Below are 26,537 nucleotides of genomic sequence, written 5' to 3' on the forward strand. Positions count from 1 at the left end.
ACACGCTGGGCATGCCCGACCATTAACGTTCACCCTGCCGGCTTGCCGCCCGCCTGGATGAGTGTACCCACACCCTGATCAGTAAACACTTCCAGCAATACAGCATGTTCAACCCGGCCGTCGATAATGTGCGCGCTTCTGACGCCCGCCCGCACGGCATCCATGACCGCGCCGATCTTCGGCAGCATACCGCCGTGGATCGTGCCGTCGGCGATCAGGGCATCGACCTCGGCGGCGGTCAGGCCGGTCAGCACCTCACCGGCGGTATCGGTCAGGCCCGGCATGTTGGTCAGCATCATGAGTTTCTCCGCACACATGACCTCGGCCAGTTTGCCGGCCACCAGATCAGCATTGATATTGTACGACTGGCCGTCGTCACCGACGCCGATCGGCGCGATGACCGGGATGAAATTGCCGTGGATCAGCATGTCGACGACACTGGTATCGATGCTGGCGACCTCGCCAACATGGCCTATATCGATGATCTCCGGCGCGTTCAATTCCGGGCTCTGGCGCGAAAACTTGAGCTTGCGCGCGCGGATCAGGTCGCCGTCCTTGCCGGACAGGCCAACGGCACTGCCACCGTGCTGGTTAATCATGTTGACGATCTGCTTGTTGACCAGGCCGCCGAGCACCATCTCGACCACATCCATGGTCTCACTGTCGGTCACGCGCATGCCGTCGACGAACTCGCTCTGCTTGCCGATGCGCGCGAGCAGGTCACCGATCTGTGGACCGCCGCCATGGACGATCACCGGGTTCATGCCGACCAGCTTCATCAGCACGACGTCGCGCGCGAAGCCCTGCTTCAGGGTCTCGTCGGACATGGCGTTGCCGCCGTACTTGATCACCATGGTCTTGCCGCTGAAGCGCTTGATGTACGGCAGTGCCTCGGTCAGCACCCGGGCGATATTCAGGGCATCAAAGGGTTTATGGTCAGTCATGCTTCGTTTACGCATTGGCGTCTTCGCGCGCCTTGTTTGGGCCATCGGTTCAACCAGGCTGGCAAGCGCCCGCTTACCGGCTACTCGCCGTATAGCCTATCAGAAAGGCACTTCCAATGCCGGATCTACCGCCTGGAGCGCATTGCGGAAGACGGCCTGGATGCGCTCCAGCGCCGGCTGGTTTTCCGCCTCGAAGCGCGTGACGAGAAACGGCGAGGTGTTCGATGGCCGGATCAGGCCCCAGCCGTCGCTGTAATCGATGCGCAGGCCGTCAACATCGTTGAGCTCGCCGCTTTCGGCGGCGAGCTGGTCCTTGAGCGCCTGCATGACCTCGGCGTGCCGCGTCTCCGGCAGTGGCACGCGCAGCTCGTGCGTCGAGATGGCGTCCGGCAGCTCGGCCAGCACTGCGGTCGGCGTATCGGCATGCCGGACGAGAATCTCGAGCAGACGCGCCGCGGTGTAGATGGCATCGTCGAAGCCGTACCAGCGTTCCTTGAAAAAGATATGACCGCTCATCTCGCCGGCCAGCGGCGCGTTGACTTCCTTCATTTTCGCCTTGATCAGCGAGTGACCGGTCTTCCACATCAGCGGCTGGCCGCCGGCCGATTCGATGATCGCCTTCAGGTAGCGGCTGCATTTGACGTCGAAAATGATCGATGCACCCGGATTGCGCGACAGCACATCCCGGGCCAGCAGCATCAGCTGCCGATCCGGCCAGATGATATTGCCGTCGGCATCGACCACGCCGAGCCGATCACCGTCACCGTCGAAGGCGAAACCGAGATCGGCACCGGTCTCCTTCACCCTGGCGATCAGGTCCTGCATGTTCTCCGGCTGACTCGGATCCGGATGATGGTTGGGGAAGTTGCCGTCGATGTCGCAGTACAGCTCGATGACTTCATGGCCCAGCGCCCGATAAACCTGCGGCGCGATTTTCGCCGCCGCGCCGTTGCCGCAGTCGACCACGATCTTCAGCGCGTTGCCCAATGCCACCGGAATGTCCTCGGTCGCCCGGCGGATGTAGTCGGCAGTAATGTTGGCCATCTGCAGGTCGCCGGCGCCGCTGCTGAAATCCTGCGCCTGGATACGCTGATATAGCGCCTGGACGGTATCACCCGACAGTGTCTCGCCACCGAGCACCATTTTCAGGCCGTTGTACTCAGGGCCGTTGTGGCTGCCGGTGATCATGACGCCGCTATTCGGCTCGAGAAAATGCGTGGCGAAATACAGCACTGGCGTGGCCACCAGGCCGATGTCGGTGACATCGACGCCGGCGGCGCGCAGACCGCGGCTCAGCGCCGCGGCCAGGTCCGGGCTGGTCAGGCGGCCATCGCGGCCGACCACCATGCCCTTGAGATTGCGCGCGCGCACCTCGGAACCGAGCGCGCGGCCGAGCTGCTCGACCACCGCCGGGGTAAGTTCGGTTTCAACCAGGCCGCGGATGTCGTAGGCCCGGAAAATGCCGGCGGGCACCTGCGCCGCCTGGGCTGCTTCGGCGACTTCGGCCACGGCGGCTTCGGCCTTGACCACACGAGTAATGTCTTCACGTTCTGCCGCTGCACTGGTTTCGCTGGTGTCTTTCTTCATGGGTTGTTGCGACTGCTTTTTCTGGGTGGGGCGGGGCAGGTTCGGAATGAGCTTGCCCAGCGATGGATGCGCGCCATCGATGAAGGCCTGTACCGCGCCACCGTAACTGATGGTGCTGTCATTGTCTGTGCGCTTGCCGCGGCGCCAGAGCAACACGACAAGCAGGACGAACACGCCGGCACCGGCCGCAATGATCACCAGCGATGCGTTGATCGCCGGTAACAGCGACGTGCTTCCGCTCGGCGGTGGCCAGTAGCTGACCGTCCAGGTACTCGCCGGGATGGGCCGGGTGATCGAGACAAAATTCTGTTTGAACGCCGGGTCGCCCTGCTGGAGCAGCACGACCGGCTTGGCGCCCGGTACGAACTGCTTGATTTCCAGGTAGCCGGGCACGCCCTCGAGCGCGCCGACAGCCTGCGGCAGCAGGCCGGGCTCGAGACTGGCGTGGAGCAGGCCCAGCAAGTCGCCGGCGCTGTCGGTCACCTGCCGGGTCATGACGATGTGAGCACGCTCGGTGCCGGGCATGTGCAGCTCGGCGGCTACCGGGTCATCACTCTGGCGAGCCTGTTTGAGCATGTCCAGTGAGGCATAACTGAGCGGTGACTCGCTGTCCGGCTGGCGTTCGATCGCATCGGGCAATAGCAGGCGAACCCTGAGCAGGCCGTCGATTGCCGCGGCGTGATCGGCCGCGGCCGCGGCCAGCACTGTTTCCGGGTCGGAATGTGTCGCGGCCGTGGTCAGCACCTGCCTGATCGCGGCACTGGCAGCCAGTGTCTCCAGTTGTTTGCCAACCCGGGCGAGCCGTTCGGTGACCTTTGCGGCGACCGTATCAGCCACCTGTTCGGCGCGGGCGACTGTGGCAGCATGTTGGGCCGCGGCGCGCCGGTCGAGGTGAGACTGCAGCACATACCAGCCGACCACGCCCACGATAAGACCCATCGCGGCGACAATGGCATTGCGCAGGGTGCGGCGCCTGATACGCCGGCGTTTAATCGGTCCTTCCATCGAGCGCGGTTCGATTATTGTGTTCTCGTCGTTCGGCTGGACACTAGACGCCGGTATGACCGAAGCCACCGGCGCCACGGTCACTGGCAACAAACTCGTCCACCACTTCAAACGCCGCCCGTACCACCGGCACGAAAACCAGCTGGGCGACGCGATCCCCCGGTTCAATAGTGAAGCTATCGCGGCCACGATTCCAGCAGGAAATGAACAATTCGCCCTGGTAGTCGGAATCGATCAGGCCGACGAGGTTGCCGAGCACGATGCCGTGCTTATGGCCCAGTCCCGAACGCGGCAGGATCACCGCCGCCAGTTCCGGGTCCTCGATGTTCAGCGCGATGCCGGTCGGGATCAGCTCGGTCTCGCCCGGGCCCAGGATCAGCGTGGTCTCCAGGCAGGCGCGCAGGTCCAGGCCGGCGGAACCATCGGTGGCATAGTGCGGCAGCTCGATGTCGCTACCGAGCCGCGGATTGAGAATCTTGATCTGGATGTTGCGCATAAAATCGCTCGACGATGAGGGTAATCAGTGCGCGCGCCAGCTGCTCCTTCGGCGCGCGCTCGAGTTCGCGGCTGCCGTCGGCCCAGTAGACACTCAGCGCGTTGTCCTCGACACCGAAACCGAGGCCGTCGCCGACCTGGTTGGCGGCGACCAGGTCGAGCCGTTTCCGTGTGAGTTTGGCGCGGGCATAGGTTTCGAGCTGCTCGGTCTCGGCGGCAAAGCCGACCGTGAAGACGTCCGGGCGCCGTTCGGCGACCTGGCCGAGGATGTCCGGTGTCTTTTCCAGCGACAGGATCAACCCGTCGGTGGATTTCTTCATTTTCTGCGCCGCCGGCTGGGCGCTGCGGTAGTCCGCCACCGCGGCCGTGGCTATGAAAATATCAGCGTCATCGATGACCCGGTTCACCGCCGCTTCCATGTCCGCGGCGCTGGTGACATCGACGCGCTCGACCCCGGCCGGGGTGCTCAGGGTCACCGGGCCGCTGATCAGGGTCACGCATGCACCGGCCTCGGCCGCGGCACGGGCAACGGCGAAACCCATGCGCCCGGAACTGTGATTCGACAGGTAGCGTACCGGATCCAGCGCCTCGCGGGTCGGCCCGGCGGTCACGACGACGTGGCGGCCGGCCAGGACAGCGCTTTTGAAAGCCTGGACGACGTGCTCGACCAGTTCCACGGGTTCGAGCAGGCGGCCGGCGCCTTCCTCGCCGCAGGCCTGATCGCCGACGCCGGGCCCGAGCATGGCGACGCCGCGATCCTGCAGCGTGGTGACGTTCGCCTGCGTCGCCGGGTTGTCCCACATGACCCGGTTCATGGCCGGCGCCAGCAGCAGCGGCGACTCGGTTGCCAGACAGATGGTGGCGAGCAAATCGTCGGCCAGACCGTGCGTCAGCCGGGCGATGAAACTGGCGCTGGCCGGGGCGATCAGCACCGCGTCGGCCCAGCGCGCCAGCTCAATATGGCCCATGCCGGCTTCGGCCTCGACATCGAACAGTTCGCTGCGCACGCGCTTGCCGGACACCGCCTGCAGGGTCATGGGCGTGATGAACTCGGCCGCACCGCGCGTCATCACCACCTGCACCTCGGCACCGGCCGCACGCAGGCGGCGGCACAGATCGGCGGCCTTGTAGGCGGCGATACCGCCGGTGACGCCGAGCAGGATGCGTTTGTTGGCGAGCGCTTGCATAGGCGGTAGAGTTTACCCTAGCTGATAGCCTGTAGCCCATAGCTTATAGTGACTGGGCTTATAGTCACTGGCAGTCGCGGATACAATGCGCTACAGCCTTGAGGAACGAAAGGGATTCAGATTGTAGGAGGCCCGCCCCCGGGCCGAATTATTCGCGGCGAGGGTTCGCGGCGAGGGCGCCGCTCCTACGATCAACCGTTAACCCATCAACTCGACGCAACACGGAGGTTGCCCATGTCCATCACCACCTGGCCGGTGGCCGAACGGCCGCGCGAGAAACTGCTGCAGCGTGGCCCGGCCGCGCTGTCCGACGCCGAGATCCTGGCCATTTTCCTGCGTACCGGTGTCGCCGGCAAAAGTGCCGTCGACCTGGCGCGCGATCTGCTGGGCGAATACGGCGGCCTGCGCGGTCTGCTCGACGCCGACCAGGCCAGCCTGTGCCGGCACAAGGGTCTGGGCACGAGCAAATTCGCCCTGCTCGCCGCCGGCCTGGAACTCGGCCGCCGCTATCTCGCCACCACGCTGGAGCGCAGCGATGCCCTGAGCAGTCCCGCCGATACCCGCAACTTCCTGCGCGCCCGGCTGCGCGGTTATCCGCACGAGGTGTTTGCCTGCCTGTTCCTCGACAACCGTCACCGCGTGATCAGCTTCGACGAGCTGTTCACCGGTACCATCGATTCGGCCTCGGTGCATCCGCGCGAAGTCGTGCGCCGGGCGTTGAAGCACAATGCCGCCGCCGTGATCCTGGCGCACAACCACCCGTCCGGCATCGCCGAGCCGTCGCACTCGGACGAGGCCATCACCCGCCGGCTGAGCGACGCGCTGGGCTTGATCGACGTGCGGGTACTGGATCACCTGGTAATCGGCGATGGTGAGGCGGTGTCCTTCGCCGAACGCGGCCTGCTGTGAGAATGCGTTGATCGTTACCCGTGCCGCGTTGTTATTCCGCGTTTTTCGAAAATCCGCCCACGCCTGCGGGACAGGCGTGGAAGGCGTTTATTCAATGTCTTTCTTTTAGCAGTAGACCAGGCACTACTCCGGCGCCGGAAACCAGAGGCGCAGCAGCCATTTCTCAATCTCCAGCACCAGAAACAGCACCAGGCCAGCGGCGACCACCCAGGCCAGTGACAGCAACGGCAGCGGCCGGCTGTCGAACAGCGCGTTCATGAACGGCGCGTAGATGAACAGCAACTGCAGGCCGATCACCAGTGCCAGGCTGATCAGCACCGGCCGGGTACCCTGAACACCTTCATAGGTGAACGACGGCGAACTGAGATAGCGCACGCTGAACAGGTACCAGACCTCCATGGCCACCAGCGCGTTGACCGCCAGCGTCCGGGCGACTTCTACATCCAGCCCGACCGCGATCGCCCCGCCGAAAAGACTGTAGATGCCGATGGAAAAGAGCGTCGACACGAGCACGATGCGCCAGACCAGAAACCGCGACAGCAACGCCTCGCCGCTGGCACGTGGCGGCCGCTGCATGATGTCGGGCTCGGCCGGCTCGAACGCCAGCACCAGTGCCAGCGCCACCGAACTGACCATGTTCACCCAGAGGATTTGCAGTGGCGCGATCGGCAGGGTGAGACCGAACAGGATGGCGATGATCAGACTCAGCGATTCGCCACCGTTGACCGGCAGCAGGAAGCCAATCGCCTTTTTCAGATTGTCGTAAACCGTGCGGCCCTCGCGCACGGCGGCGACGATCGAGGCGAAGTTGTCATCGGCCAGGACCATCTCGGCGGCCTCCTTGGCCGCCTCGGTGCCCTTGCCGCCCATGGCAATACCGATGTCGGCGCGCTTCAGCGCCGGCGCGTCATTGACGCCGTCACCGGTCATGGCAACCACCGCGCCGTCGCGCTGCAGTGCCGTCACCAGCCTGAGTTTATGCGTCGGGTTGGTGCGGGCGAAGATATCGACACGCTCAACCACGCCGGCGAGCTCGTCCTCGTCCAGCTTGTCGATATCGGCACCGGTCAGAACCTCGTCGCTGTTGGCAAGACCGATCTGCGCACCGATCGCGCGCGCCGTTTCGGCATGATCGCCGGTGATCATTTTCACCCGAACACCGGCGCTGTGACATTCCCCGACCGCTGTGATGGCCTCCTCACGCGGCGGGTCGATAAGACCCAGTAAGCCGACCAGGATCAGATCGTCGGCGACATGTTCATGGGCCAGCTCCGGCGGCGGCGGGTCCACCGGTTTACGCGCCAGGGCCAGCACGCGCTGGCCCTGTGCCGCCAGTTCGTGGATACGTTCCTGCCAGTCGGCGGCCAGCGGCTCGCTGCCGTCCGCCGTCAACTGCCGGTTGCACATCGCCAGGACCTGTTCGGGCGCACCCTTAACGACCACGTAGTGTGCGTCGTCGTCATCCTTGTGCAACGTGGCCATGTAGCGATGGGCGGCATCGAACGGGATAAGGCCGTGCCGGGCCGTGGCATCTTCCAGTCCCGCCTTGCGCGCGGCGACCACCAGCGCCGCCTCCATCGGATCGCCCACGGCCTGCCAGACACCGTCGGCCTCATGCAGCTCGGCATCGTTACAGTACAACGCGCCCCGCAGCAATTCGATCAACACCGGTTCCCCGACCGGCTCAACGGTCTGCTCAGCCTTACTGAAGGTGCCCTGCGGATCGTAACCGCTGCCGCTGATGTCGTAGCGACCAGCGCCGGTAATGACGCTGCTGACAGTCATCTCGTTGCGCGTCAGCGTACCGGTCTTGTCGCTGCAGATGGTCGACACCGCGCCGAGCGTCTCCACCGCCGGCAGGCGGCGAATAATGGCCTGGCGGCCGGCCATGCGCTGCACGCCGATGGCCAGCGTCACCGTCAGGATGGCGGGCAGCCCCTCGGGGATGGCCGCGACCGACAGACCGACCACCATCATGAAGACATCGTTGGGATTCAGATCGCGCAGCAGCCAGCCGAACAGGAACGTGGCGAGACCGACGACGAGGATGGCAAGGCTCAACCAGCGGGTGAAAGTGCCCATCTGCCGCAACAGTGGCGTCGTCTGGGTATCGACCCGTTGCAACAGGCTGCTGATGTGGCCGATTTCGGTATTCGCGCCAGTGGCGACCACCAGTCCGCGCGCCTGGCCGGTGGTCACCAGCGTACCGGAAAAGGCCATGCCGGCGCGGTCGCCCAGCGCCGCGTCTGCCTCGACCGCCGCGGTCGACTTCTCCGCCGGGACCGACTCGCCGGTCAGCACCGACTCGTCGATCTGGACATTGTGGGCCTGCAACAGACGCACATCCGCCGGCACCCGGTCGCCGGCCTCGAGCAGCACGATGTCGCCCGGCACTAGCGCTTCGGCCGCAACTTCCTGGCGCCGACCCGCGCGGATGACCCGGGCGCGCGGGCTGAGCATGGCGCGTATGGCGTTCAGTGCCTGCTCGGCACGCCCCTCCTGGATATAACCGAACACGGCGTTGACGAGCACCACCGCCAGAATGACCGACATGTCGATATAATGTCCCAGTAGCGCGGTAATAATGGCCGCCGCGACCAGGATCTGGATCAGCAGGTTGTTGAACTGGGCGGCAAAACGCTGCAGGCGGCCGCGCCCCTGCTGCTGCGGCAGGCTGTTGGGGCCATACTCGGCTCGGCGCTGGTCGATGGCAGCGGGCTCGAGGCCATTGGCAGCGCCGCCCAGACGAGCCAGCGCGGTATCGGCGTCGAGGGTATGCCAGGCGGCTTCGTTAGCGTTTTCGGCAGTCTGCTTGGTCATGGTTCATCGCTCAGGGTCGAAGGGGGCGGGGCAAGCCCGCCGACAGGGGCTTGGCTAAGACGCCGTTTCCGGTTATGATCCGCGGTCTTTTCGAATCCACTTAATTGATTTCAGTCTAGCAATTCAGGAATATTGCCATGTCGCGCGTCTGTCAGGTAACCGGCAAACGTCCCCAGGTCGGGAACAACGTTTCGCACGCCAACAACAAGACCAAGCGCCGCTTCCTGCCCAACCTGCATGTCCGCCGGTTCTGGGTCGAGGGCGAAAAGCGCTGGGTGAAGCTGCGCCTGTCCCGCCAGGGTCTGCGCATGATCGATAAACTCGGCATCGAGCAGATCCTCGCCGATCTGCGTGCCCGCGGCGAACGCGTCTAAGGAGGTCAGTCATGCAGGAAAAAATTCGTCTGGTTTCCAGCGCCAATACCGGTCACTTCTACACCACGACCAAGAACAAGAAGAACATGCCTGAAAAGATGGAGATCAAGAAATTCGATCCAACCATCCGCAAGCATGTCATGTACAAGGAAGCCAAGATTAAATAAGCAGGCCTTGTAGTCGTTCATGATAAAAACCCGCCCCTGGCGGGTTTTTTATTGTCTATAAATACAACCGCAAATGAACGCGAATAAACGCTAATAGGTAACTGGATTTTACTGCTCCAGGGCCTATTATCTGGGCAGCTGCCAAAACTGCAATGGCAGGTCGTATTGTAAGTACCAGCAACTGCCCGCCTGTTCACTTCATTATTACTTACTGTTTCATTACTTTCATTTGCGTGCATTGGCGTTCATTCGCGGTATTCAAAATAAATAACCCGCCTTGCGGCGGGTTTTTTCGATCAATGTCACCGGGTTATCGAGGTTGCCTATCGGCGTCCTCGCAACGACAGCGGCACTTATGCCGCTGTCGGCTGCTGGGTGTAGGCCCGCAGGTTGCGGGCAAAGTCCTGCAGCGCCTTGATGCCAGTGGCCTCGGCCTGCTGGCACCACTCCTGCAGTGACTGCATCAGCGCCTCGTGGCTGGCGGACTTCTGCTGCCACAGCTGGCGCAGCTGCTGCTTGTAGTAGTACACCGTTTCCAGCGTATTGTTGCGTTCCAGCACCGCCTGCAGCTTGCTGCGCGAGTGATCATCCATCAGTGTCTCATCGCGAATCAGCAGGCGCTTGCCACGCTTGAGCATATCGCGCGTGTAGCTGTCGGCCTTGGCGAGCTCATCGCGATAGACCTGACCGACCACATCACGGGCGTAGTGCGAAAACACGTGCAGGCGATGGTTGATCACGGCCTTGACCGTATCCATGTCGATACTCGACTTCTCCGGCGCAATGGCCGGCTGGCTGGCAACCTTCTTCACCTTGGCCAGACCGATCGTCTCGAGCATGCGGATGTACATCCAGCCGATATCGAACTCCCACGGCTTGTTCGAGAACTTCGCCGAGCTGGCAAACGAGTGATGGTTGTTGTGCATCTCCTCGCCACCGATCAGGATGCCGAACGGCACGATGTTCGAGGACGTGTCCTCGGTCTCGTAGTTGCGATAGCCCCACCAGTGACCGATGCCGTTGATGACGCCGGCGGCAAAGAACGGGATCCAGGCCATCTGAATGGCCCACACGGCGACGCCGGCAAAACCGAACAGCGCGAAGTTGATGACCAGCATCGTCGCCGGTCCGGCAACGCTGGAGCGCGAATAGATATTGCGCTCGAGCCAGTCGTCCGGCGTGTTGTGACCATAGACGCGCATGGTTTCCTTGTTCGGTACTTCAGCACGATACAGTTCCGCGCCCTCCCACAGCACCTTCTTGATGCCGTAGATCTTCGGGCTGTGCGGGTCTTCTTCAGTTTCCACCTTGGCGTGATGCTTGCGGTGAATGGCAACCCATTCCTTTGTCACCATGCCGGTGGTCAACCATAGCCAGAAACGGAAAAAGTGACTGACGATGGGATGCAGATCCAGCGCGCGATGCGCCTGGTGTCTGTGCAGATAAAGGGTTACCGACACGATCGTGATGTGGGTCAGCACGAGGGTCAGTACGATGTAGCCCCAGACGGGCAACGGCAGCAGGCCGTTCAACATAAGCAGGATAACTCCCTAAATGTAACGAGATAAAAACACATTACTACACCGCGCATGCTAGCCCATATGGCAGCTACAAATCTACCATTGGCAGGCATTTAGCAGCTATTTCCTTAATTCAGCGCCAGCCGCAGGTTGCCGACACGGTCGACGCTGGCCCGCCAGCCCGGCGCCAGGTACAGCGTCGACACAGCTTCTGTGATAACCGCCGGACCGAACAGTTCCCGCCCGGCCGTCAGCGCGGCGCGCGGCCAGACCGGCACCTCGGCCGCAACACCGTACAGCCGGGTCGTCTGCGGCCCGGCTGCAGACTGCGGCTGCCAGTCCGGCAGTGCCAGCGTTTCCGCCGGCGCGCGCACGGCCTGGCGCACGTTGACCAGTTGCACCGGCGCCCGCAGCCGATGGCCATAACGCTGCTCATGCGCGGCGTGAAAGGCCTGCTCGCAGGCGCGAATTGCGGCTGCGCCGTCATCATCGCCCCACGCGATGTTGAGGGTATACGACTGGCCGCGATAGCACAGGTCCAGGCTCGGCTGACAATCCAGCCCCTCGGGCGACAAACCCTCCGCAATCAGGGCGTTGCGACCGCTATCGGCGAGCTCGGCGAGCGCCTGCCGGATGCTCTCGGGGTCGGCACTGGCCAGATCCACCGCCAGGGTACGCGACAGCTGACGGCCGCGCGGTGCGGCCAGCATGCCCAGCGCCGACAGCACGCCGCCGTGGATCGGTGCCAGCGCCCGCTGCATGCCGAGCATCTCTGCCAGGGCGCAGACGTGCAAGCCGCCGGCACCGCCGAACGACACCAGCGCGAAGTCGCGCGGGTCCAGTCCGCGCTGCACGGATATCACCCGCAGCGCCTGGGCCATATGCTCATTGGCGATGCGGATCACACCCTCGGCAGCCTCTTCAGGCGAAGTGAGCCCCAGCTTTTCGGCCAGTGCGCCGAGCGCGCTACGGGCTGCCGCCGCGTCCAGGGCCATGCTGCCGCCCAGCGACTGGCCGGCCGGCAGGCGACCGAGCACGACATTAGCGTCGGTAACGGTCGCTTCAGTCCCACCGCGACCGTAGCAGGCCGGCCCGGGGTCGGCACCGGCCGAGGCCGGACCGACCGCCAGCAGGCCGCCGGCGTCGACCCCCGCGATCGAGCCGCCACCGGCGCCGATGGTGTGCAGGTCGACCATGGGCACGGCCGCCGGGTACGGGCCGACGCGCCCCTCGCTGGTCAGCCGGATGTCGCCGTCGATCATGGCGACATCAGTCGACGTACCGCCCATATCGAATGTGAGTACTCGCTCATTATCGCTGGCGGCGGCCAGGTGGCGGGCCCCGGCGAGGCCCCCGGCGGGCCCGGACAGCAACAGGTGCACCGCCTCGCCGGCGGCCTGGCCGGCGCTGCAGGTCTCGCCCGAGCTGCGCATGACCGCGAGCTTCGCGCTGCCGGCCTCGCGCTCGAGCGTCTGCCCGAGCCGGTTCAGGTAGCCCTCGACGCGCGGGCCGACGTAGCTGTTCAGCCAGGTGGTGATGCCGCGCTCGTACTCGCGGTACTCCGGCAGCACCTGCGACGACCGGCTTATAAATAAGGTGTCGCCGAAGGCGTCGCGCAGCGCCTGCTCAATCCGCCGCTCGCTGCGGTCATCGAGGAACGAGAACAGCAGGTTGATGGCCACCGCCTCCGGCTGGCGCGACCGGATTGCGGCCACCAGTTCCTCCAGATCGGCGTCGGTCAGCGGTTCCAGCACCTCACCGTCGGCGCTGACCCGGCCAGCGGTCTCCAGGCACAGTTCGCGCGGCACCGGCGGTGCCGGCTTCACCGGCTGCAGGTTGTAGAGTTCGGCTCGGGCCTGGCGGCCGATGGTGAGCACGTCGCCAAGACCGCGATTGGCGATGTACGCCGTCGTCGCACCCTTGCCCTCAAGCACCGCGTTGGTGGCGACCGTCGAACCGTGGACGATGCGCAGCTGCTGGCCGCCCAGATCCAGATCGCGCAGGCCCTGCAGGATCGCCTCTTCCGGTGCCGCCGGGGTCGACAGCACCTTGTGAATGCGCAGGGCGCCGCGGTCGTCGAGCAGGACGAAATCGGTAAACGTACCGCCGGTATCAATACCCAGCCACATAGGCACTCTTCAGCAAAATGAAATGTCACCACTTGCAAGAATCAATGTGATCGGAATAATACCAGCCTGAAGCAACGATGGCTGAACCACGCCTTCAGTCGCCGGTCCATACAAACGTTGCCCACACCCGGCCGACAATCGGCCAGGGTTCCTGACCATAAGCATAAGCAGGCCAATGAGCGCCCAGCCGAATACAGCCTCCGCCAAAGAAGTCCTGATCGATGTCGACGGCGTCTGGCGTTACTACGGTGACGACTGCGCGGTTCGTGATATCAGTTTCCAGGTCCAGCGCGGCGAAGTGCTCGGTTTCCTCGGCCCCAACGGCGCCGGCAAGACCACCACCATGCAGATCCTCACCGGTGTACTCGCCGCCAGCCGTGGCCGCGTGTCGGTCGCCGGACACGATATCGTCGACCAGGCACGCCGGGCGCGCACGCATATCGGTTATCTGCCGGAACAGCCGCCGCTGTATCCCGAGCTGAGCGTCGACGAGTACCTGCGTTACGCCGGCAAGCTGCGCGGTCTCAAGGGAACCGCCCTGGCTGCGGCGCTGGCCGACAGCAAGACGCGCTGCGGTCTGGATGACGTCGGCCGGCGCCTGATCCGCAACCTGTCCAAGGGTTACCAGCAGCGCGTCGGCATCGCCCAGGCAATCATTCATTCACCGGCGGTGGTTATTCTCGACGAACCCACCGTCGGTCTCGATCCGATCCAGATCCGCGAAATCCGCGATCTGATCCGCGAGCTCGGCCGCGACCACAGCGTCATCCTGTCGACGCACATCCTGCCGGAAGTGCAAACCATCTGTGACCGCGTACTGATCGTGAACCAGGGCGAACTGGTGCTGGATCGCCGGCTCGCCGATCTCGACAGCGGCGAGTCGGCCTCGATCATCGTCGGCCTGCGCAATGCACCCGATCTGAGCGTGCTGCAGCAACTGCACCAGATCAAGCGCATCAGTTCGCTGGCCGGCGATCGCTATCGCATCGAACACGACGGCACGCCCGACTTCGCCCAGCAGTTTGCGCAATTCGCCGTCGATCGCAAATGGGGACTGTTTGAACTGATGACCGAATCCGATTCACTGGAAGCGATCTTCATTCGCCTGACCGGCAGCGACCAGACCACCGTCGTCAACGATCAGGCCGCATGAACAGCGTATTTGCCATCGCCGGCCATGAACTGCGGCGCCTGTTCGTCTCGCCGCTGGCCTGGATTACGCTCGCCGCCGTCGAACTGCTGCTGGCGATCTTCTTTTTCGTACTGGTCTACCAGTTCCTGAACGCACCGGGCGTGGCGGAAATCGGCGTGACCAATTTCGTCGGCGCCGGCCTGCTGCAGGTGACCGGCATCCTGCTGTTGCTGGTGACGCCGTTTGTGACCATGCGCCTGTTCAGCGAGGAATACCGCAGCGGCAGTCTGAAACTGCTGCTGTCATCGCCGGTCACGCTGACCCAGATCGTGCTCGGCAAATACCTCGGCATTTATACGTTTCTGCTGATCATGCTGGCAATCATTGCCGCCATGCCGCTGTCGCTGGCAGTCGGTACGACCCTGGACTTCGGCCAGCTCGGCGCCGGCCTGCTTGGCCTGGCATTGCTCATGGCCGCGTTTGCCGCCATCGGCCTGTTTATCTCCACGCTCACCGCGCAACCGGCGGTCGCCGCCATCACCACGTTCGCGGTGCTGTTCATTCTCTGGATTCTTAACCTTGCCGCCAGCAGCGCCACCGAACATGTCGCCGCGGTGCTGTCGTACCTGTCGCTGCTGCAGCATTACAACGCGCTGCTCAAGGGCGTGTTCAACAGCGTCGACGTGGTGTTCTATGTGCTGCTGGTGCTGCTGTTTCTGATCCTGACCATCTGGCGGCTCGACGGCGAACGTCTGCATGGATAAGCCGACGGCATGAAGCAAAGCAAACGTACACGCCTGCAATCACGACTCAACAGCCTGCTGTCGCTGGTGCTGTTGCTGGTGCTGTTCGGTCTCTTTGCCTGGGCCAGCACGCAATACACGATCGAGCAGGACTGGACCCGGACCGGCCGCCATTCGCTGTCGGAAGCCAGCAGGCAGGTCCTGCAGCAGCTCGATCAGCCGGTGCGCATCACCGCCTACGCGCGTGACGACATGGCGCTGCGCGAGGCGATCCGCAGCTACGTCAATCGGTACCGGCGATTTAAGGACGACATCAGCCTCGAGTTCGTCAATCCGGAGCGCGTGCCGGATCAGGTGCGTGAGCTTGGCGTCAGCGTCAACGGCGAACTGATCCTTCGCTACGGCGAACGCAAGGAACACGTCAAGAACATCAACGAGGAAACACTGACCAATGCATTGAGACGGCTGGTGCGCGGCAGCGAACGCCTGCTGGTCTTCATGAGCGGCCACGGCGAGCGCAATCCGCAGGGCGAGGCCAATCATGACCTCGGCGCCTGGGCGAGCCAGCTGACCGACAGCGGCTTCGCCATCCAGCGCATCGATCTGAACCGCGCGCAGACCCTGCCGGACAATATCAGCGCCCTGGTGCTGGCCGGCCCCGAGGTCGAGGTGTTTCCCGGCGAAATCGCCATCATCCGCGAGTACATCGAAAACGGCGGCAACCTGTTGTGGCTGAGCGACCCCGGCGCACAGCAGGGCCTGGAAAAACTGGCGCCGGATCTGGGTATCGAGCTGCAGGACGGCGTGGTCATCGACTTTGCCGGCCAGATGCTCGGCATCGACGACCCGACCATCGTCCTGACCACGCCCGGTCTCTACGGTGACAGCGCGATTACCGCGGACTTTGAATACGCCAGCATTTACCCGGTCGCCGGCGGCATAACGGCACGGCCAAGCAGTGACTGGACCGCCACACCGTTTGTGACCAGCGGCGATCACACCTGGCTGGAAACCGGCGAACTGAACGAGGAAGTCAGCTTCAACCAGGGCGAGGAAGTGCAGGGGCCGATCAACATCGCCATGGCGCTGACCCGCGAACTTGAACACGGCCAGCAACGCGTGGCCGTGATCCGCGACGGCGACTTTCTGTCCAACAGCTATTACCAGAACGGCGGCAACCTGGAGCTCGGCAACCGCATCGTCAACTGGCTCAGCGCCGACGACGAAATGATCAGCATCCCGGCACGTACGGCGCCGGACAACCAGCTGCAGCTGTCCAACACGGCGGCGGTGGTCATCGGTTTCGGCTTCCTGCTGGTACTGCCGGCCGGCCTGTTCGCCTGCGGCCTGATCATCTGGTGGCGCCGGCGGCGACGTTAATACAATGCGCCCGCGCCTGCTGCTGAACCTGCTGTTGCTGCTCGGTATCGGCGTGCTCGGCACCTGGTTCTGGCTGCAGCCCGCTTCCGAACAGGACCGACCCGAATCGATCAGCCCGCTGAACATCAACGCCGTGCAACACCTGCGGATCGAGCGCCCGGACCAACCGACCATCGAACTGGAAAGACGTAACCGGGACTGGCGCGTAATCGCGCCACTGCGGGCGGACGCCGAGGACAGCCGCGTCGAGAGCATTCTGCTGCTACCGCTGAGCGCCAGTGCCGGCCAGTTTCCCGCCAGTGATGCGAACCTGGAAGAATTCGGCCTCGAACCGCCGCAGCTGACCATCACCTATGACAGCGAGACGTTCGTCGTCGGCGACACCAGCCCGCTGGATGAGGAGCGCCGCTACGTACTTTACGACGATGAAATCCACCTGTTCGATGCACGCCTGTACCAGCGCCTCAATGCACCGCTGAATTACTACATCAATCCAAGCCTGACGCCGACGGACAGCGAGCTGACCGGCATCCGCCTGCCGGGCGGGCAGATCCGCAAAGACGACGGCGACTGGCGGGCCGAGCCCGACAACCTCACCCATACACCGGCCATCACGGCCGACGCCTGGCAACGGACACGCGCCAGTTACGTCAAACAGCACGAGAATAACGACGCTGAGTACGACCAGAGCGTCAGCCTGGAATTCGCCGGGCAGGATCCGATCCGCTACCGCGTCGTCGCCACCGATCCGCAGATCATCCTCGCGCGACCGGAACAGGGCCTGCAGTACCACCTGCCGGCCGAACTGCTCCTGGACCTGGGATTGACTACAGGCAAGACAGCCGACACGAACGACGCCGGCGAATACCGAACAAGCACCGATGAACCGTAACGCCCGTCTGCATCGCTGGATATCCGTGCAGGAACGAACCGGGAACCAATAAGCCGTGCCCGAACTGCCCGAGGTCGAAACAACCCGCGTCGGCATCGCGCCGCATGTCAGCGGCCGCACGATCAGCAAGGTCGTTGTCCGCAATGCCAGCCTGCGCTGGCCGGTGCCGAGCAACCTGGTCCGCACCCTGCGCCGCCAGACGGTGCAATCGCTCGAACGCCGTGCCAAGTATCTGCTGTTCAGGCTCGACCGCGGTCATCTCATGCTGCATCTCGGCATGTCCGGCAGCCTGCGCATCAACCCGATCGATATCGAGGTCGGCCCGTACGATCATTTCGAATTGCAGTTCGCCGACGGCCAGTGCCTGCGCCTGCGCGATCCGCGCCGGTTCGGCTCGGTGCACTACGTCACCGGCGATGTCAGCCAGCACCCGCTGCTGGCGAGCCTGGGTCCGGAACCGCTGGACGAGCATTTCAGCGGCGACTATTTGTATCAGCGCTCGCGCAAGCGCCGGCAGTCAGTCAAAACCTTCATCATGGACAGCCGCACGGTGGTCGGTGTCGGCAACATCTACGCCAGCGAGTCCCTGTACGAGGCCGGCATCCTGCCCGGACGTCAGGCCGGCCGCGTGTCGCGCGCGCGTTACGACCAGCTGGCCGGAGCCATCAAGTCGGTATTGCAACGTGCCATCGCCAAGGGCGGCACCACCCTGCGCGATTTCATCAGCTTCGCGGGTCAGCCCGGCTATTTCCGCCACGATCTGCAGGTTTACGATCGCGCCGGCGAGCCCTGCCGTGGCTGCGGTCAGCCCGTACGCAACAAAAGACTCGGCCAGCGTTCGACTTTTTACTGTTCCCGTTGTCAGAGCTGATATGCGTAACCAGCCGTTCAAGATACTGACCTATAACATTCACAAAGGCTTCGACCTGGCTAACCGCGAATTCGTCCTGCACGACATCCGCGACGAACTGCATGCCTCCGACGTTGACCTGGTCTTCCTGCAGGAGATCCACGGCGAGCAGCAGCGTCACGAACAGCGGCTCGACAACTGGCCGGCGGTCTCACAGTATGAATTTCTCGCCGACCAGCTATGGCCGCACTTCGCCTACGGCAAGAACGCGATCTATTCCAAAGGCCACCACGGCAACGCCATCCTCAGCAAGCACCCGTTCCACAGCTGGGAAAACATCAATCTGTCCAGCCTCAAACGCGCCAGCCGCAGTCTGCTCCATGGCGTCATCCACCACCTTGATGATGAAGACAGCAGCCTGCACATCCTCTGCGTGCACCTGGACCTGGTCGGTTTCGAGCGCCGCCGCCAGCTGCGTATCGTCAAGCGTCATATCCGCGACCACATCCCCGCCGATCAGCCGCTGATCCTGGCCGGTGATTTCAACGACTGGAACGGCCGCATGCGCACCGGCCTGGAAAGCGAACTGAACCTGCGTGAAGTCTTCAAGTCGCAGTACGGCCGTTATGCCAAGACCTATCCATCCATGTATCCAATGCTGAGCATGGACCGCATCTACTACCGTGGCCTGGAACTTCTGGATTGCGCTTCCTATACCGGCAAGCCCTGGAAGAAACTGTCGGATCATTCACCGCTGTACGCCGAATTCAGCTACAGCGCGCCATGACACTACCCAACCTGCTCAGTCTCTTGCGCCTGCTGCTGTGCGCGCCCCTGCTCTACCTGGCCTACAGCGATCACCCGCACGTTTTCCTCGGCCTCCTGCTGTTCGCCTTTCTGCTCGATGCACTCGACGGCATGATCGCGCGCTGGATGCACCAGCTGTCCAGCTTCGGCGCACTGCTCGACAGCTGGGCGGACTTCACGCTGTACATGACCCTCGGTCTCGGTGCCTGGTGGCTGTGGCCGGAAATTATTGAACGCGAATTCGTTTACGTGGGACTCATTCTCGGCAGCATCGTCGTGCCGCCGCTGGTGGGCCTGATCAAGTTCCGCCAGATCACCAGCTACCACACCTGGCTGACAAAGCTCGCCGTCATCCTGACCGTGCCCGGTATTCCGTTGCTGTTTCTGGAGATTATGGTCTGGCCGTTTCATGTGGCAGCCTTTGTCTGCCTGCTCGCCGCGATCGAGGAAATTGCGATCACCCTGGCAGCGAAAAGACCGCCCGCCGACATCCGGTCGTTCTGGCAGGTTAAATAAGTAATCCCGGGAGTAAGTACCCGGAAGCAACTCTTCTGTATTCCTCGGCTTTCATTTCATTTTTCTGTAGGCATGCCAGGCCTGTTGACATTACTAGACGACCGGTCTAATGTATGTGCCATGACACGCACCCAGACCCGCGACGAACTGATCCAGGTCGGTACCGAAATCATTGCCCGGCATGGTTTCGGCACCACCGGCATCAATGCCGTTCTAAGCACCGCCAATGTGCCAAAGGGTTCTTTTTATTACTATTTTTCCAGCAAGGACGACTTCGGTATGGCGGTCATCGAGGCCTCGTCGCGGGCCTATGCCGAGCGCATCGACAGCTTCCTGAAGGATGCCAGCTTCAGCCCGGTCGAGCGTATCCGCAACTACATGAAGGACGGAATGGCGGCTGTCGGTGCCAGTGAGTGCAAGGTCGGCTGCCTGATCGGCACCCTGAGCCAAGAGCTGTCCAGCCACAACGAGAAATTCCGCGAGCGCCTGGACGAGGTGTTCCGCGGCTGGCAGCAGCAGTTCGTCGAGTGTCTCGACGAGGCCCGCGCCGCCGGCGAGATCCCGGCCGACAGCGACACGCGCCAGCTGGCCGAGTTTCTGCTGGCTGGCTGGCAGGGCGCGATACTGCGCGCCAAGATGGGCAAGTCGACTGCGCCGATGCAGGCGTTCATCGACATCGTCTTCAGCCAGGTGCTGAAGGCCGATTGAGGCTCACCGGAAATATATTTTTTGCCCGGTCACTAGTAGACCGGTCTAGACAAAGGCCGAATGGCTGTTGAAGCGAAGGGAGAATGCCCCAATGACAAGGAATCCAATAGCAATGAACAACGTGACGCGGTTTCTGTTCGAGTCCGCCATCTATCTTGACCTCGATCCGGCGCAAGCGTTCCGCAAGCTGTGCGCCGGTGCGGATGAGCGCACGCATGACGACGCGAGCGCCGGTGACGCCTGGCTGCACGACGCACTTTGTCACAAGCAAGCGATCACTTATTCACAACCCTGCAATCAATAACCGAGGAGCGATTCTGATGAGTGCTTTAGTTGAATTGAACGATGATTCCTTCGAACAGGAAGTTCTCCAGGCCGAACAACCGGTGCTGGTCGACTACTGGGCGCCGTGGTGCGGCCCCTGCAAGATGCTGATGCCGATCGTCGAACAGGTCGCCGGCGACCGTGACGGCGAGGTCAAGTTCGGCAAGGTCAATGTCGACGAGAACGAGAACATCATGACCAAGTATGGTATTCGTGGCGTGCCGACCCTGATGCTGTTCAAAGGCGGCGAAGTGGTCGCAAGCAAGTCCGGCGCGATGTCGAAGGCCCAGCTGGACGCCTTTCTCGACCAGAATCTGTAAGTAACGGCCGCGAACGGCCAAGGAGACAACATGAGCAAGGTTCATTCGCATCACGATCGGGTTGCGTCACCGGATCTGTTTACGCCGGTGCAGATCGGTGCCCTGTCGCTGCCGCACCGCGTCGTGATGGCGCCGCTGACGCGTAACCGGTCGAACCCGGACAACTCGCCGAACGATCTGAACGTCGAGTACTACTGCCAGCGCGCCGATGCCGCGATGATCATCAGCGAGGCCACACAGGTATCGCCGCAGGGTGTCGGCTATCCGCTGACGCCCGGTATCCACAGCGAGCCCCAGGTAGCCGGCTGGCGCAGCGTGGTCGATGCCGTGCACGACGCCGGCGGCCGCATGCTGCTGCAGTTGTGGCACGTCGGCCGCATCTCGCATCCAAGCCTGCAACCGAACAGCGAGCAACCGGTCGCGCCGAGTGCGATCCGACCTGAAGGCGAGGCGATCACCTATGAGGGCATTAAGCCGTTCCAGACGCCGCGGGCGCTCGAACTCGACGAAATCCCCGGCATCGTTGAGCAGTACCGCCAGGGTGCGGAGAACGCGAAGCGGGCCGGTTTCGACGGCGTCGAACTGCATAACGCGAACGGCTACCTGCTCGACCAGTTCCTGCGCGACGGCACCAACAAGCGTACCGATGCCTACGGCGGCTCGCTGGAAAACCGGGCGCGGCTGTCGTTCGAGGTACTGGAAGCGATACTGAGCGTCTGGCCGGCGGATCGCGTCGGTATCCGCATTTCGCCCAGTGGCGTGTTCAACGATATGAGCGATTCCGACCCGCGCCGGACTTTCGGCTATTTCGTCGAGCAGCTAAACCGCTACGACCTGGCGTATCTGCACGTCGTCGAACCGGACCAGGCGGACCGCGACGCCGGCGTCACGCTGGTGCCGTCGCGCGAGTTACGCTCGATCTTCAACAACGCCATCATTCCCTGCGGCGACTACGATCGCGACAGCGGCAATCTTGCCATTGCCAACGGTCATGCCGACGCCGTCGCCTACGGCAAGAAGTTCCTTGCCAACCCGGATCTACCCCGGCGCTTCATGCTGAATGCACCGCTGAACGAACAGGACCGGGCGACGTTCTATGGCGGCACGGAAGTCGGCTATACCGATTATCCGTTCCTGGAATCGGCCCAGGAATCAGCCCAGGAACCGGCCGAGGTCGCGTAATGACGAACCCGGCCGCCAACGACAATCTCAACGGCAAGGTGGTGGTCATCACCGGTGCCAGCAGCGGCATCGGTGAAGCCACCGCGCGACTGCTGGCGCGGTACGGTACCCGCCTGATGCTGGGCGCGCGCCGCGGCGAGAAGCTGCGCGAGCTGGTTACGGTGCTGGAGAGCGCGCATGACGACACCATGGCCGCCTTCGAGGTGACCGACGTAACGCAACGCGATCAGGTACAGGCGCTGGTCGATGCTGCCAAACAGAAGTTCGGCCGCGTCGACGTGCTGATCAACAACGCCGGTCTGATGCCGGTGTCGTATCTTGACGAGCTCAAGGTCGACGAATGGGACCGGATGATCGATGTCAACATCAAGGGCGTGCTCTACGGCATCGCCGCGGTATTGCCCATCATGCGGGCGCAACACGGCGGACATGTTATCAATGTATCGTCGGTGGCCGGTCATCGCGTGCTACCGACCTATTCGGTCTACAGCGGTACCAAGTATGCGGTGCGTGCGATCAGCGAGGGCCTGCGTCAGGAGTCGCGTGGCGAGATCCGTTCGACCATCATCTCGCCCGGTCTGACCAGCACCGAGCTGCCGTCACACATTACCGATCCGAACGCCGCCGAGACCATGGACAAGATGTTCGCCATCGCCATCGATGCCGACGCCATCGCCCGGTCCATCAAGTACGCGATCGAACAGCCGGACGATGTCGACGTCAACGAGATCGTCGTCCGGCCGACGAAGCAGGAACGCTAGAACCGGTTTCATGCCTGCCGGTCACTAGAGTACTGGCACGATCTGCACAAGAGTTTGTTCAGCGTCCGCAAGGGACGCACGGAGGTAACGATGAAAGTATTAATGGTCCTGACATCCCACGACGAGCTGGGCGATACCGGCGAGAAGACCGGCTTCTGGCTGGAAGAGTTTGCCGCGCCCTACTATGTATTCAAGGACGCCGGCGCCGACATCACCCTGGCTTCCCCCATAGGCGGTCAGCCGCCGCTGGATCCGAAAAGTGACCAGCCGGACTTCCAGACTGCGGCAACCGAACGCTTCAAGCAGGACTCCGAGGCGCGCGTTGCACTATCAAAGACGCAGCCACTGGCCAACATCAACCCGGACGACTACGACGCGGTGTTCTATCCCGGCGGTCACGGCCCGCTCTGGGACCTGGCCGAAGACGAACACTCGATCGCGCTCGTCGAATCACTCTACGCCGCCGGCAAACCGGTGGCCGCAGTATGCCACGCACCGGGCGTATTCCGGCACGCGCACACCGCTGACGGTAAGCCGCTGGTAGAGAACAGGAAGGTGACCGGTTTTGCCAACTCGGAAGAGGAAGCGGTCGGTCTGACCCAGGTCGTGCCGTTCCTGGTTGAGGACATGCTGAAACAGAATGATGGCGACTACTCCAAGGCGGCCGACTGGCAGCCGTATGTCGTCACTGACGGCCATCTGATCACCGGCCAGAATCCGGCCTCCTCGGAAAGCGCCGCCGAGGCGACACTGAAACTGCTGCGCCAACAGAACGATTAAGGAGTCGAGCCATGAGCAAGATCGTGCGTTTTCACGAGACCGGCGGCCCGGAGGTATTAAAGATAACCGACGAAACGATCGGCGAGCCCGGACCGAATGAACTGCGCGTCCGCATCCAGGCCATTGGCCTTAACCGTGCCGAGGCCATGTTCCGTTCCGGCATGTACCTGGAAGAGCCGCGCACGCCGGCGCCGATCGGCTACGAGGCCGCGGCCGTGGTCGAGGCACTGGGCGAAGCGGTGCACGGTTTCGAGATCGGCGAACCGGTCTGCGTCATTCCGGCTTTTTCCATGAACGAATACGGCGTTTACGCCGAACAGGCGATCGTACCGGCAAACGCGGTGGTTAAGCGGCCGCCAGGGCTGGACGCCAAAACCGCAGCGGCGGTGTGGATGTCCTACCCGACCGCCTGGGGGGCATTGTTCGATATCGCCAACATGACCTTCGGCGACACGGTATTGATCACGGCGGCATCCAGCAGCGTCGGCCTGACTGCCATCCAGATGGCCAACGCCGTCGGCGCGACACCGGTCGCGATCACACGTACCGATGCCAAGGCCGAAGCACTGAAACAGGCCGGCGCCGCGCACGTCATCGCCAGCGAGCAACAGGACCTGGTGCAGGAAGTCATGCGCATTACCGACAACCAGGGCGCGCGCATCGTCTTCGATCCGATCGGCGGGCCGATCCTCGAGTCCCTGGCCGCGGCCACGGCCCGGTTCGGCACCATCTTTCAATACGGGGCACTGAGTACCGAGCCGACACCGTTCCCACTGTTCGCCGTACTCGGCAAGGGGATTACGGTTCGCGGCTATACGCTGTTCGAGTTCATCACCAACCCGGCCAAGCTGGCGCAATGCGTCGACTTCGTGAACAAGGGCCTGGCTGACGGCCAGTTCAAGCCGGTTATTGCAAAAACATTTACGCTCGACAATATCGTCGAAGCACATCGCTACATGGAATCGAACGAGCAGTTCGGCAAGATCATTGTCGAGGTGCCGGGTCAATGAACGCGATTCCCGATCATCTTTTCACACAACGGAGGGATTCATGAAATCCGGATACCATTCAATCACCGCCGCCGCGGCGCTGCTGGGGCTGTCTGCTACAGCCGGCACGGCAACCGCGGACGTCGATGACAACCTGAGCAAACTGAACCTGCCGGACGGCTTCAACATTGAAGTCTATGCCGAGGTGCCCAGCGCCCGGCAGATGGCCTTGGGCCAGTCAACCGGCACCGTCTTTGTCGGCACCCGCGGCGAGAAGGTCTACGCCGTGGTCGACAAGAACAAGGACCGCAAGGCCGACAAGGTCGTCACCATCATGGACGATCTCAAGGTTGGTAACGGCGTCGCCATGTACCAGGGCAACCTGTACGTGGCCGAGCAGCACCGCATCGCACGTTATTCGGCCCCGGGCTTTGATCTCAACCTGCCGTTCTCGGAAATGCGCGACGTCATCTATGAGGACCTGCCGGACAAGTCGCACCACGGCTGGCGTTACATCGACTTCGGTCCGGACGGCAAGCTGTACGTCACCGTCGGCGCGCCCTGCAACATCTGCGAAGTCAGCGGCATTGAGGCGACAATCATCCGCATGAACCCGGATGGCTCCGACGCTGAAATCTACGCACATGGCATTCGCAATTCGGTCGGCATCGACTTTCATCCGGAAACCGGTGTGCTGTACTTCACCGATAACAACACCGACATGATGGGCGACGACAGACCGCCGGGTGAATTCAACGCCGCGCCCGAGAAGGGCATGCACTTCGGCTTTCCGTACTACGCCGGCGGCCGTGATCGGCACGAGGACTGGAAGGACAAGGAACCGCCGCAGGAAGTGACCTTCCCCGAAGTCGAATTCCAGGCACATACCGCCAATCTCGGCTTCAAGTTCTATACCGGCGACATGTTCCCGGCCGACTACCAGGGCGACGCGATCGTCACCCAGCATGGTTCCTGGAACCGCACCGAGCCGGTCGGTTACAAGCTGATGCGGGTCACCTTTGACGACAATAATGAGGTCAGTGGCAAGGAAGTCTTCATCGACGGTTGGTTGCAGGATGGCGAGGCCTGGGGACGCCCCACCGACGTGCTGCAACTGCCGGATGGTTCACTGCTGGTCTCTGACGACTACAACGGCGTGATCTACCGTATCAGCTATGGCGAGGAAGACACGGGCAAGACCCATTCGGTACGCGCGACGGGTGAGCAAACGCCTGAAGCCGTCAGTGGCCTGGCCATGCCGGAATCCGCCGTGGCCCACCCGGACGGCCGTGTCTTTATCTCCGAGATCGGCGAGTTCGGCAAGGATGGTGACGGCCAGATCAGTGTCATCGGCAGCGATGGCAGCAAGTCGACCCTGGCGCAATTCCTTGATGATCCCAAAGGCATCGATCTGTGGAACGACAGACTCTACGTCGCCGATAATGACAAGCTACTGGAAATCAACATGGATGGTGATGTGAAGGTCTTTGCCAAGCCGGAAGACTTTCCGGGGACACCACAGTTCCTGAATGACGTCGAGGTCGACGGTCAGGGCAATATTTATGTCTCTGACAGCGGCAAGGATAATGGTGATAACAGCGGCATATACAAGGTCACCCAGGCCGGCGAAGTCAGCGAAATCATCGGCAGCGATGCCGGGATCAAGCGCCCCAATGGTCTGTTGATGGATGGCCCCGGCCAGCTGCTGGTAGCCGATTTTGGTACCGGTGACCTGTATCGACTGGATATCAACAGCGGCAAGCTCACCGCCCTGAACAGCGGCTTCGGCGGTGCTGATGGCCTGGTCCGTGACAGTCGCGGCTACCTGTATGTATCCGACTGGAACAACGGCAAGGTCTGGCAACTGACCGAACCGAAGGCAACACCACAGTTGATTGGTGATGGCTACGAGGCGGCTGCCGATATCGGTCTGGCAACGGATGGCAAACACCTGCTGCTACCGGACATGAAAGCCGGCCAGCTGCATTATCTGTCTATCCGTTAAGCCATTACCAG

General features: G+C 62.7%; 25 protein-coding genes. 18 read left to right on the top strand and 7 right to left on the bottom strand.

Annotation, left to right across the window (positions count from 1 at the left end; all coding sequences use genetic code 11):
- Nucleotides 1–29 precede the first annotated feature (29 nt).
- From argB to coaBC, 4 genes are all read right to left on the bottom strand, one after another.
- A complete protein-coding gene (gene argB / locus J2T55_RS06395) occupies nucleotides 30–944 on the bottom strand; it encodes an acetylglutamate kinase (RefSeq protein ID WP_259054918.1) in 915 nt (304 codons plus the stop codon).
- 99 nt (nucleotides 945–1,043) lie between these two features.
- Nucleotides 1,044–3,536, bottom strand: a complete 2,493-nt coding sequence (locus J2T55_RS06400) for a phosphomannomutase/phosphoglucomutase (protein ID WP_259054919.1) — start codon at nucleotides 3,534–3,536, stop codon at nucleotides 1,044–1,046.
- Nucleotides 3,537–3,579: 43 nt separating this feature from the next.
- Nucleotides 3,580–4,032 carry a dUTP diphosphatase gene (gene dut / locus J2T55_RS06405; protein ID WP_259054920.1) on the bottom strand — a complete coding sequence of 151 codons (453 nt, stop codon included), beginning with the start codon at nucleotides 4,030–4,032 and terminating at the stop codon, nucleotides 3,580–3,582.
- Entirely contained in the window at nucleotides 3,989–5,218 is a 1,230-nt protein-coding gene (gene coaBC, locus J2T55_RS06410) for a bifunctional phosphopantothenoylcysteine decarboxylase/phosphopantothenate--cysteine ligase CoaBC (RefSeq protein WP_259054922.1), read from the bottom strand. Before coaBC ends, dut begins: the two co-directional genes overlap by 44 nt.
- A 234-nt stretch (nucleotides 5,219–5,452) precedes the next feature.
- On the opposite strand from coaBC, the gene radC reads away from it, so the two are divergent.
- Complete coding sequence (gene radC, locus J2T55_RS06415; RefSeq protein ID WP_259054924.1) at nucleotides 5,453–6,127, top strand: RadC family protein; 675 nt, start codon at nucleotides 5,453–5,455, stop codon at nucleotides 6,125–6,127.
- Between the two features lie 123 nt (nucleotides 6,128–6,250).
- Here the strand turns inward: radC and J2T55_RS06420 are convergent, their stop codons facing one another.
- Nucleotides 6,251–8,947, bottom strand: a complete 2,697-nt coding sequence (locus tag J2T55_RS06420; protein WP_259054926.1) for a cation-translocating P-type ATPase — start codon at nucleotides 8,945–8,947, stop codon at nucleotides 6,251–6,253.
- Nucleotides 8,948–9,084: 137 nt separating this feature from the next.
- Between J2T55_RS06420 and rpmB the strand changes: the two genes are divergently transcribed.
- The gene (gene rpmB, locus J2T55_RS06425) at nucleotides 9,085–9,321 is read left to right on the top strand and encodes a 50S ribosomal protein L28 (protein ID WP_259054928.1); all 237 of its coding nucleotides are present in this window, start codon (nucleotides 9,085–9,087) and stop codon (nucleotides 9,319–9,321) included.
- A gap of 11 nt (nucleotides 9,322–9,332) precedes the next feature.
- Nucleotides 9,333–9,488 (top strand): 50S ribosomal protein L33, encoded by a 156-nt coding sequence (rpmG, locus tag J2T55_RS06430; RefSeq protein ID WP_259054930.1) that lies wholly within the window; start codon nucleotides 9,333–9,335, stop codon nucleotides 9,486–9,488.
- A gap of 353 nt (nucleotides 9,489–9,841) precedes the next feature.
- On the opposite strand, the gene J2T55_RS06435 is transcribed toward rpmG, so the two are convergent.
- Both J2T55_RS06435 and J2T55_RS06440 read right to left on the bottom strand, forming a co-directional pair.
- A complete protein-coding gene (locus tag J2T55_RS06435) occupies nucleotides 9,842–11,023 on the bottom strand; it encodes a DesA family fatty acid desaturase (protein WP_259054932.1) in 1,182 nt (393 codons plus the stop codon).
- Between the two features lie 113 nt (nucleotides 11,024–11,136).
- Nucleotides 11,137–13,137 carry a hydantoinase/oxoprolinase family protein gene (locus J2T55_RS06440; protein ID WP_259054933.1) on the bottom strand — a complete coding sequence of 667 codons (2,001 nt, stop codon included), beginning with the start codon at nucleotides 13,135–13,137 and terminating at the stop codon, nucleotides 11,137–11,139.
- A gap of 175 nt (nucleotides 13,138–13,312) precedes the next feature.
- Here J2T55_RS06440 and J2T55_RS06445 point away from each other — a divergent pair, with 175 nt between their 5' ends.
- The 15 genes from J2T55_RS06445 to J2T55_RS06515 all read left to right on the top strand — a co-directional run bounded on the left by J2T55_RS06445 (nucleotide 13,313) and on the right by J2T55_RS06515 (nucleotide 26,526).
- Nucleotides 13,313–14,290, top strand: a complete 978-nt coding sequence (locus J2T55_RS06445) for an ABC transporter ATP-binding protein (RefSeq protein WP_259054934.1) — start codon at nucleotides 13,313–13,315, stop codon at nucleotides 14,288–14,290.
- Nucleotides 14,287–15,033, top strand: a complete 747-nt coding sequence (locus tag J2T55_RS06450; protein WP_259054936.1) for an ABC transporter permease — start codon at nucleotides 14,287–14,289, stop codon at nucleotides 15,031–15,033. The genes J2T55_RS06445 and J2T55_RS06450 overlap by 4 nt, the downstream gene beginning before the upstream one ends.
- A gap of 9 nt (nucleotides 15,034–15,042) precedes the next feature.
- Nucleotides 15,043–16,392 carry a GldG family protein gene (locus J2T55_RS06455; protein ID WP_259054938.1) on the top strand — a complete coding sequence of 450 codons (1,350 nt, stop codon included), beginning with the start codon at nucleotides 15,043–15,045 and terminating at the stop codon, nucleotides 16,390–16,392.
- A 4-nt stretch (nucleotides 16,393–16,396) separates the two neighbouring features.
- Nucleotides 16,397–17,284 (top strand): DUF4340 domain-containing protein, encoded by an 888-nt coding sequence (locus J2T55_RS06460; protein ID WP_259054940.1) that lies wholly within the window; start codon nucleotides 16,397–16,399, stop codon nucleotides 17,282–17,284.
- 55 nt (nucleotides 17,285–17,339) lie between these two features.
- Nucleotides 17,340–18,155 (top strand): bifunctional DNA-formamidopyrimidine glycosylase/DNA-(apurinic or apyrimidinic site) lyase, encoded by an 816-nt coding sequence (gene mutM, locus J2T55_RS06465; protein WP_259054942.1) that lies wholly within the window; start codon nucleotides 17,340–17,342, stop codon nucleotides 18,153–18,155.
- A 1-nt stretch (nucleotide 18,156) separates the two neighbouring features.
- On the top strand, nucleotides 18,157–18,921 hold the full coding sequence (locus J2T55_RS06470; RefSeq protein WP_259054944.1) for an endonuclease/exonuclease/phosphatase family protein: 765 nt from the start codon (nucleotides 18,157–18,159) through the stop codon (nucleotides 18,919–18,921).
- A complete protein-coding gene (locus J2T55_RS06475) occupies nucleotides 18,918–19,457 on the top strand; it encodes a CDP-alcohol phosphatidyltransferase family protein (protein ID WP_259054945.1) in 540 nt (179 codons plus the stop codon). The genes J2T55_RS06470 and J2T55_RS06475 overlap by 4 nt, the downstream gene beginning before the upstream one ends.
- A gap of 120 nt (nucleotides 19,458–19,577) precedes the next feature.
- Nucleotides 19,578–20,165: a TetR/AcrR family transcriptional regulator gene (locus J2T55_RS06480; protein ID WP_259054947.1), complete on the top strand. Its 588-nt coding sequence runs from the start codon at nucleotides 19,578–19,580 to the stop codon at nucleotides 20,163–20,165.
- A 112-nt stretch (nucleotides 20,166–20,277) separates the two neighbouring features.
- Entirely contained in the window at nucleotides 20,278–20,469 is a 192-nt protein-coding gene (locus tag J2T55_RS06485; protein WP_259054948.1) for a hypothetical protein, read from the top strand.
- 13 nt (nucleotides 20,470–20,482) lie between these two features.
- On the top strand, nucleotides 20,483–20,809 hold the full coding sequence (gene trxA / locus J2T55_RS06490; protein WP_259055049.1) for a thioredoxin: 327 nt from the start codon (nucleotides 20,483–20,485) through the stop codon (nucleotides 20,807–20,809).
- 30 nt (nucleotides 20,810–20,839) lie between these two features.
- A complete protein-coding gene (locus J2T55_RS06495) occupies nucleotides 20,840–21,991 on the top strand; it encodes an alkene reductase (protein WP_259054950.1) in 1,152 nt (383 codons plus the stop codon).
- Nucleotides 21,991–22,752, top strand: a complete 762-nt coding sequence (locus tag J2T55_RS06500) for an SDR family oxidoreductase (protein ID WP_259054951.1) — start codon at nucleotides 21,991–21,993, stop codon at nucleotides 22,750–22,752. The genes J2T55_RS06495 and J2T55_RS06500 overlap by 1 nt, the downstream gene beginning before the upstream one ends.
- 90 nt (nucleotides 22,753–22,842) lie before the next feature.
- Entirely contained in the window at nucleotides 22,843–23,532 is a 690-nt protein-coding gene (locus tag J2T55_RS06505; protein WP_259054953.1) for a type 1 glutamine amidotransferase domain-containing protein, read from the top strand.
- Nucleotides 23,533–23,543: 11 nt separating this feature from the next.
- Nucleotides 23,544–24,542, top strand: coding sequence for a zinc-dependent alcohol dehydrogenase family protein (locus J2T55_RS06510; protein WP_259054956.1), 999 nt, complete (start codon nucleotides 23,544–23,546; stop codon nucleotides 24,540–24,542).
- Between the two features lie 40 nt (nucleotides 24,543–24,582).
- Nucleotides 24,583–26,526 (top strand): SMP-30/gluconolactonase/LRE family protein, encoded by a 1,944-nt coding sequence (locus tag J2T55_RS06515; protein WP_259054958.1) that lies wholly within the window; start codon nucleotides 24,583–24,585, stop codon nucleotides 26,524–26,526.
- Nucleotides 26,527–26,537 lie beyond the last annotated feature (11 nt).

It is taken from the genome of Methylohalomonas lacus (assembly GCF_024808875.1).
GTDB lineage: Bacteria > Pseudomonadota > Gammaproteobacteria > Methylohalomonadales > Methylohalomonadaceae > Methylohalomonas > Methylohalomonas lacus.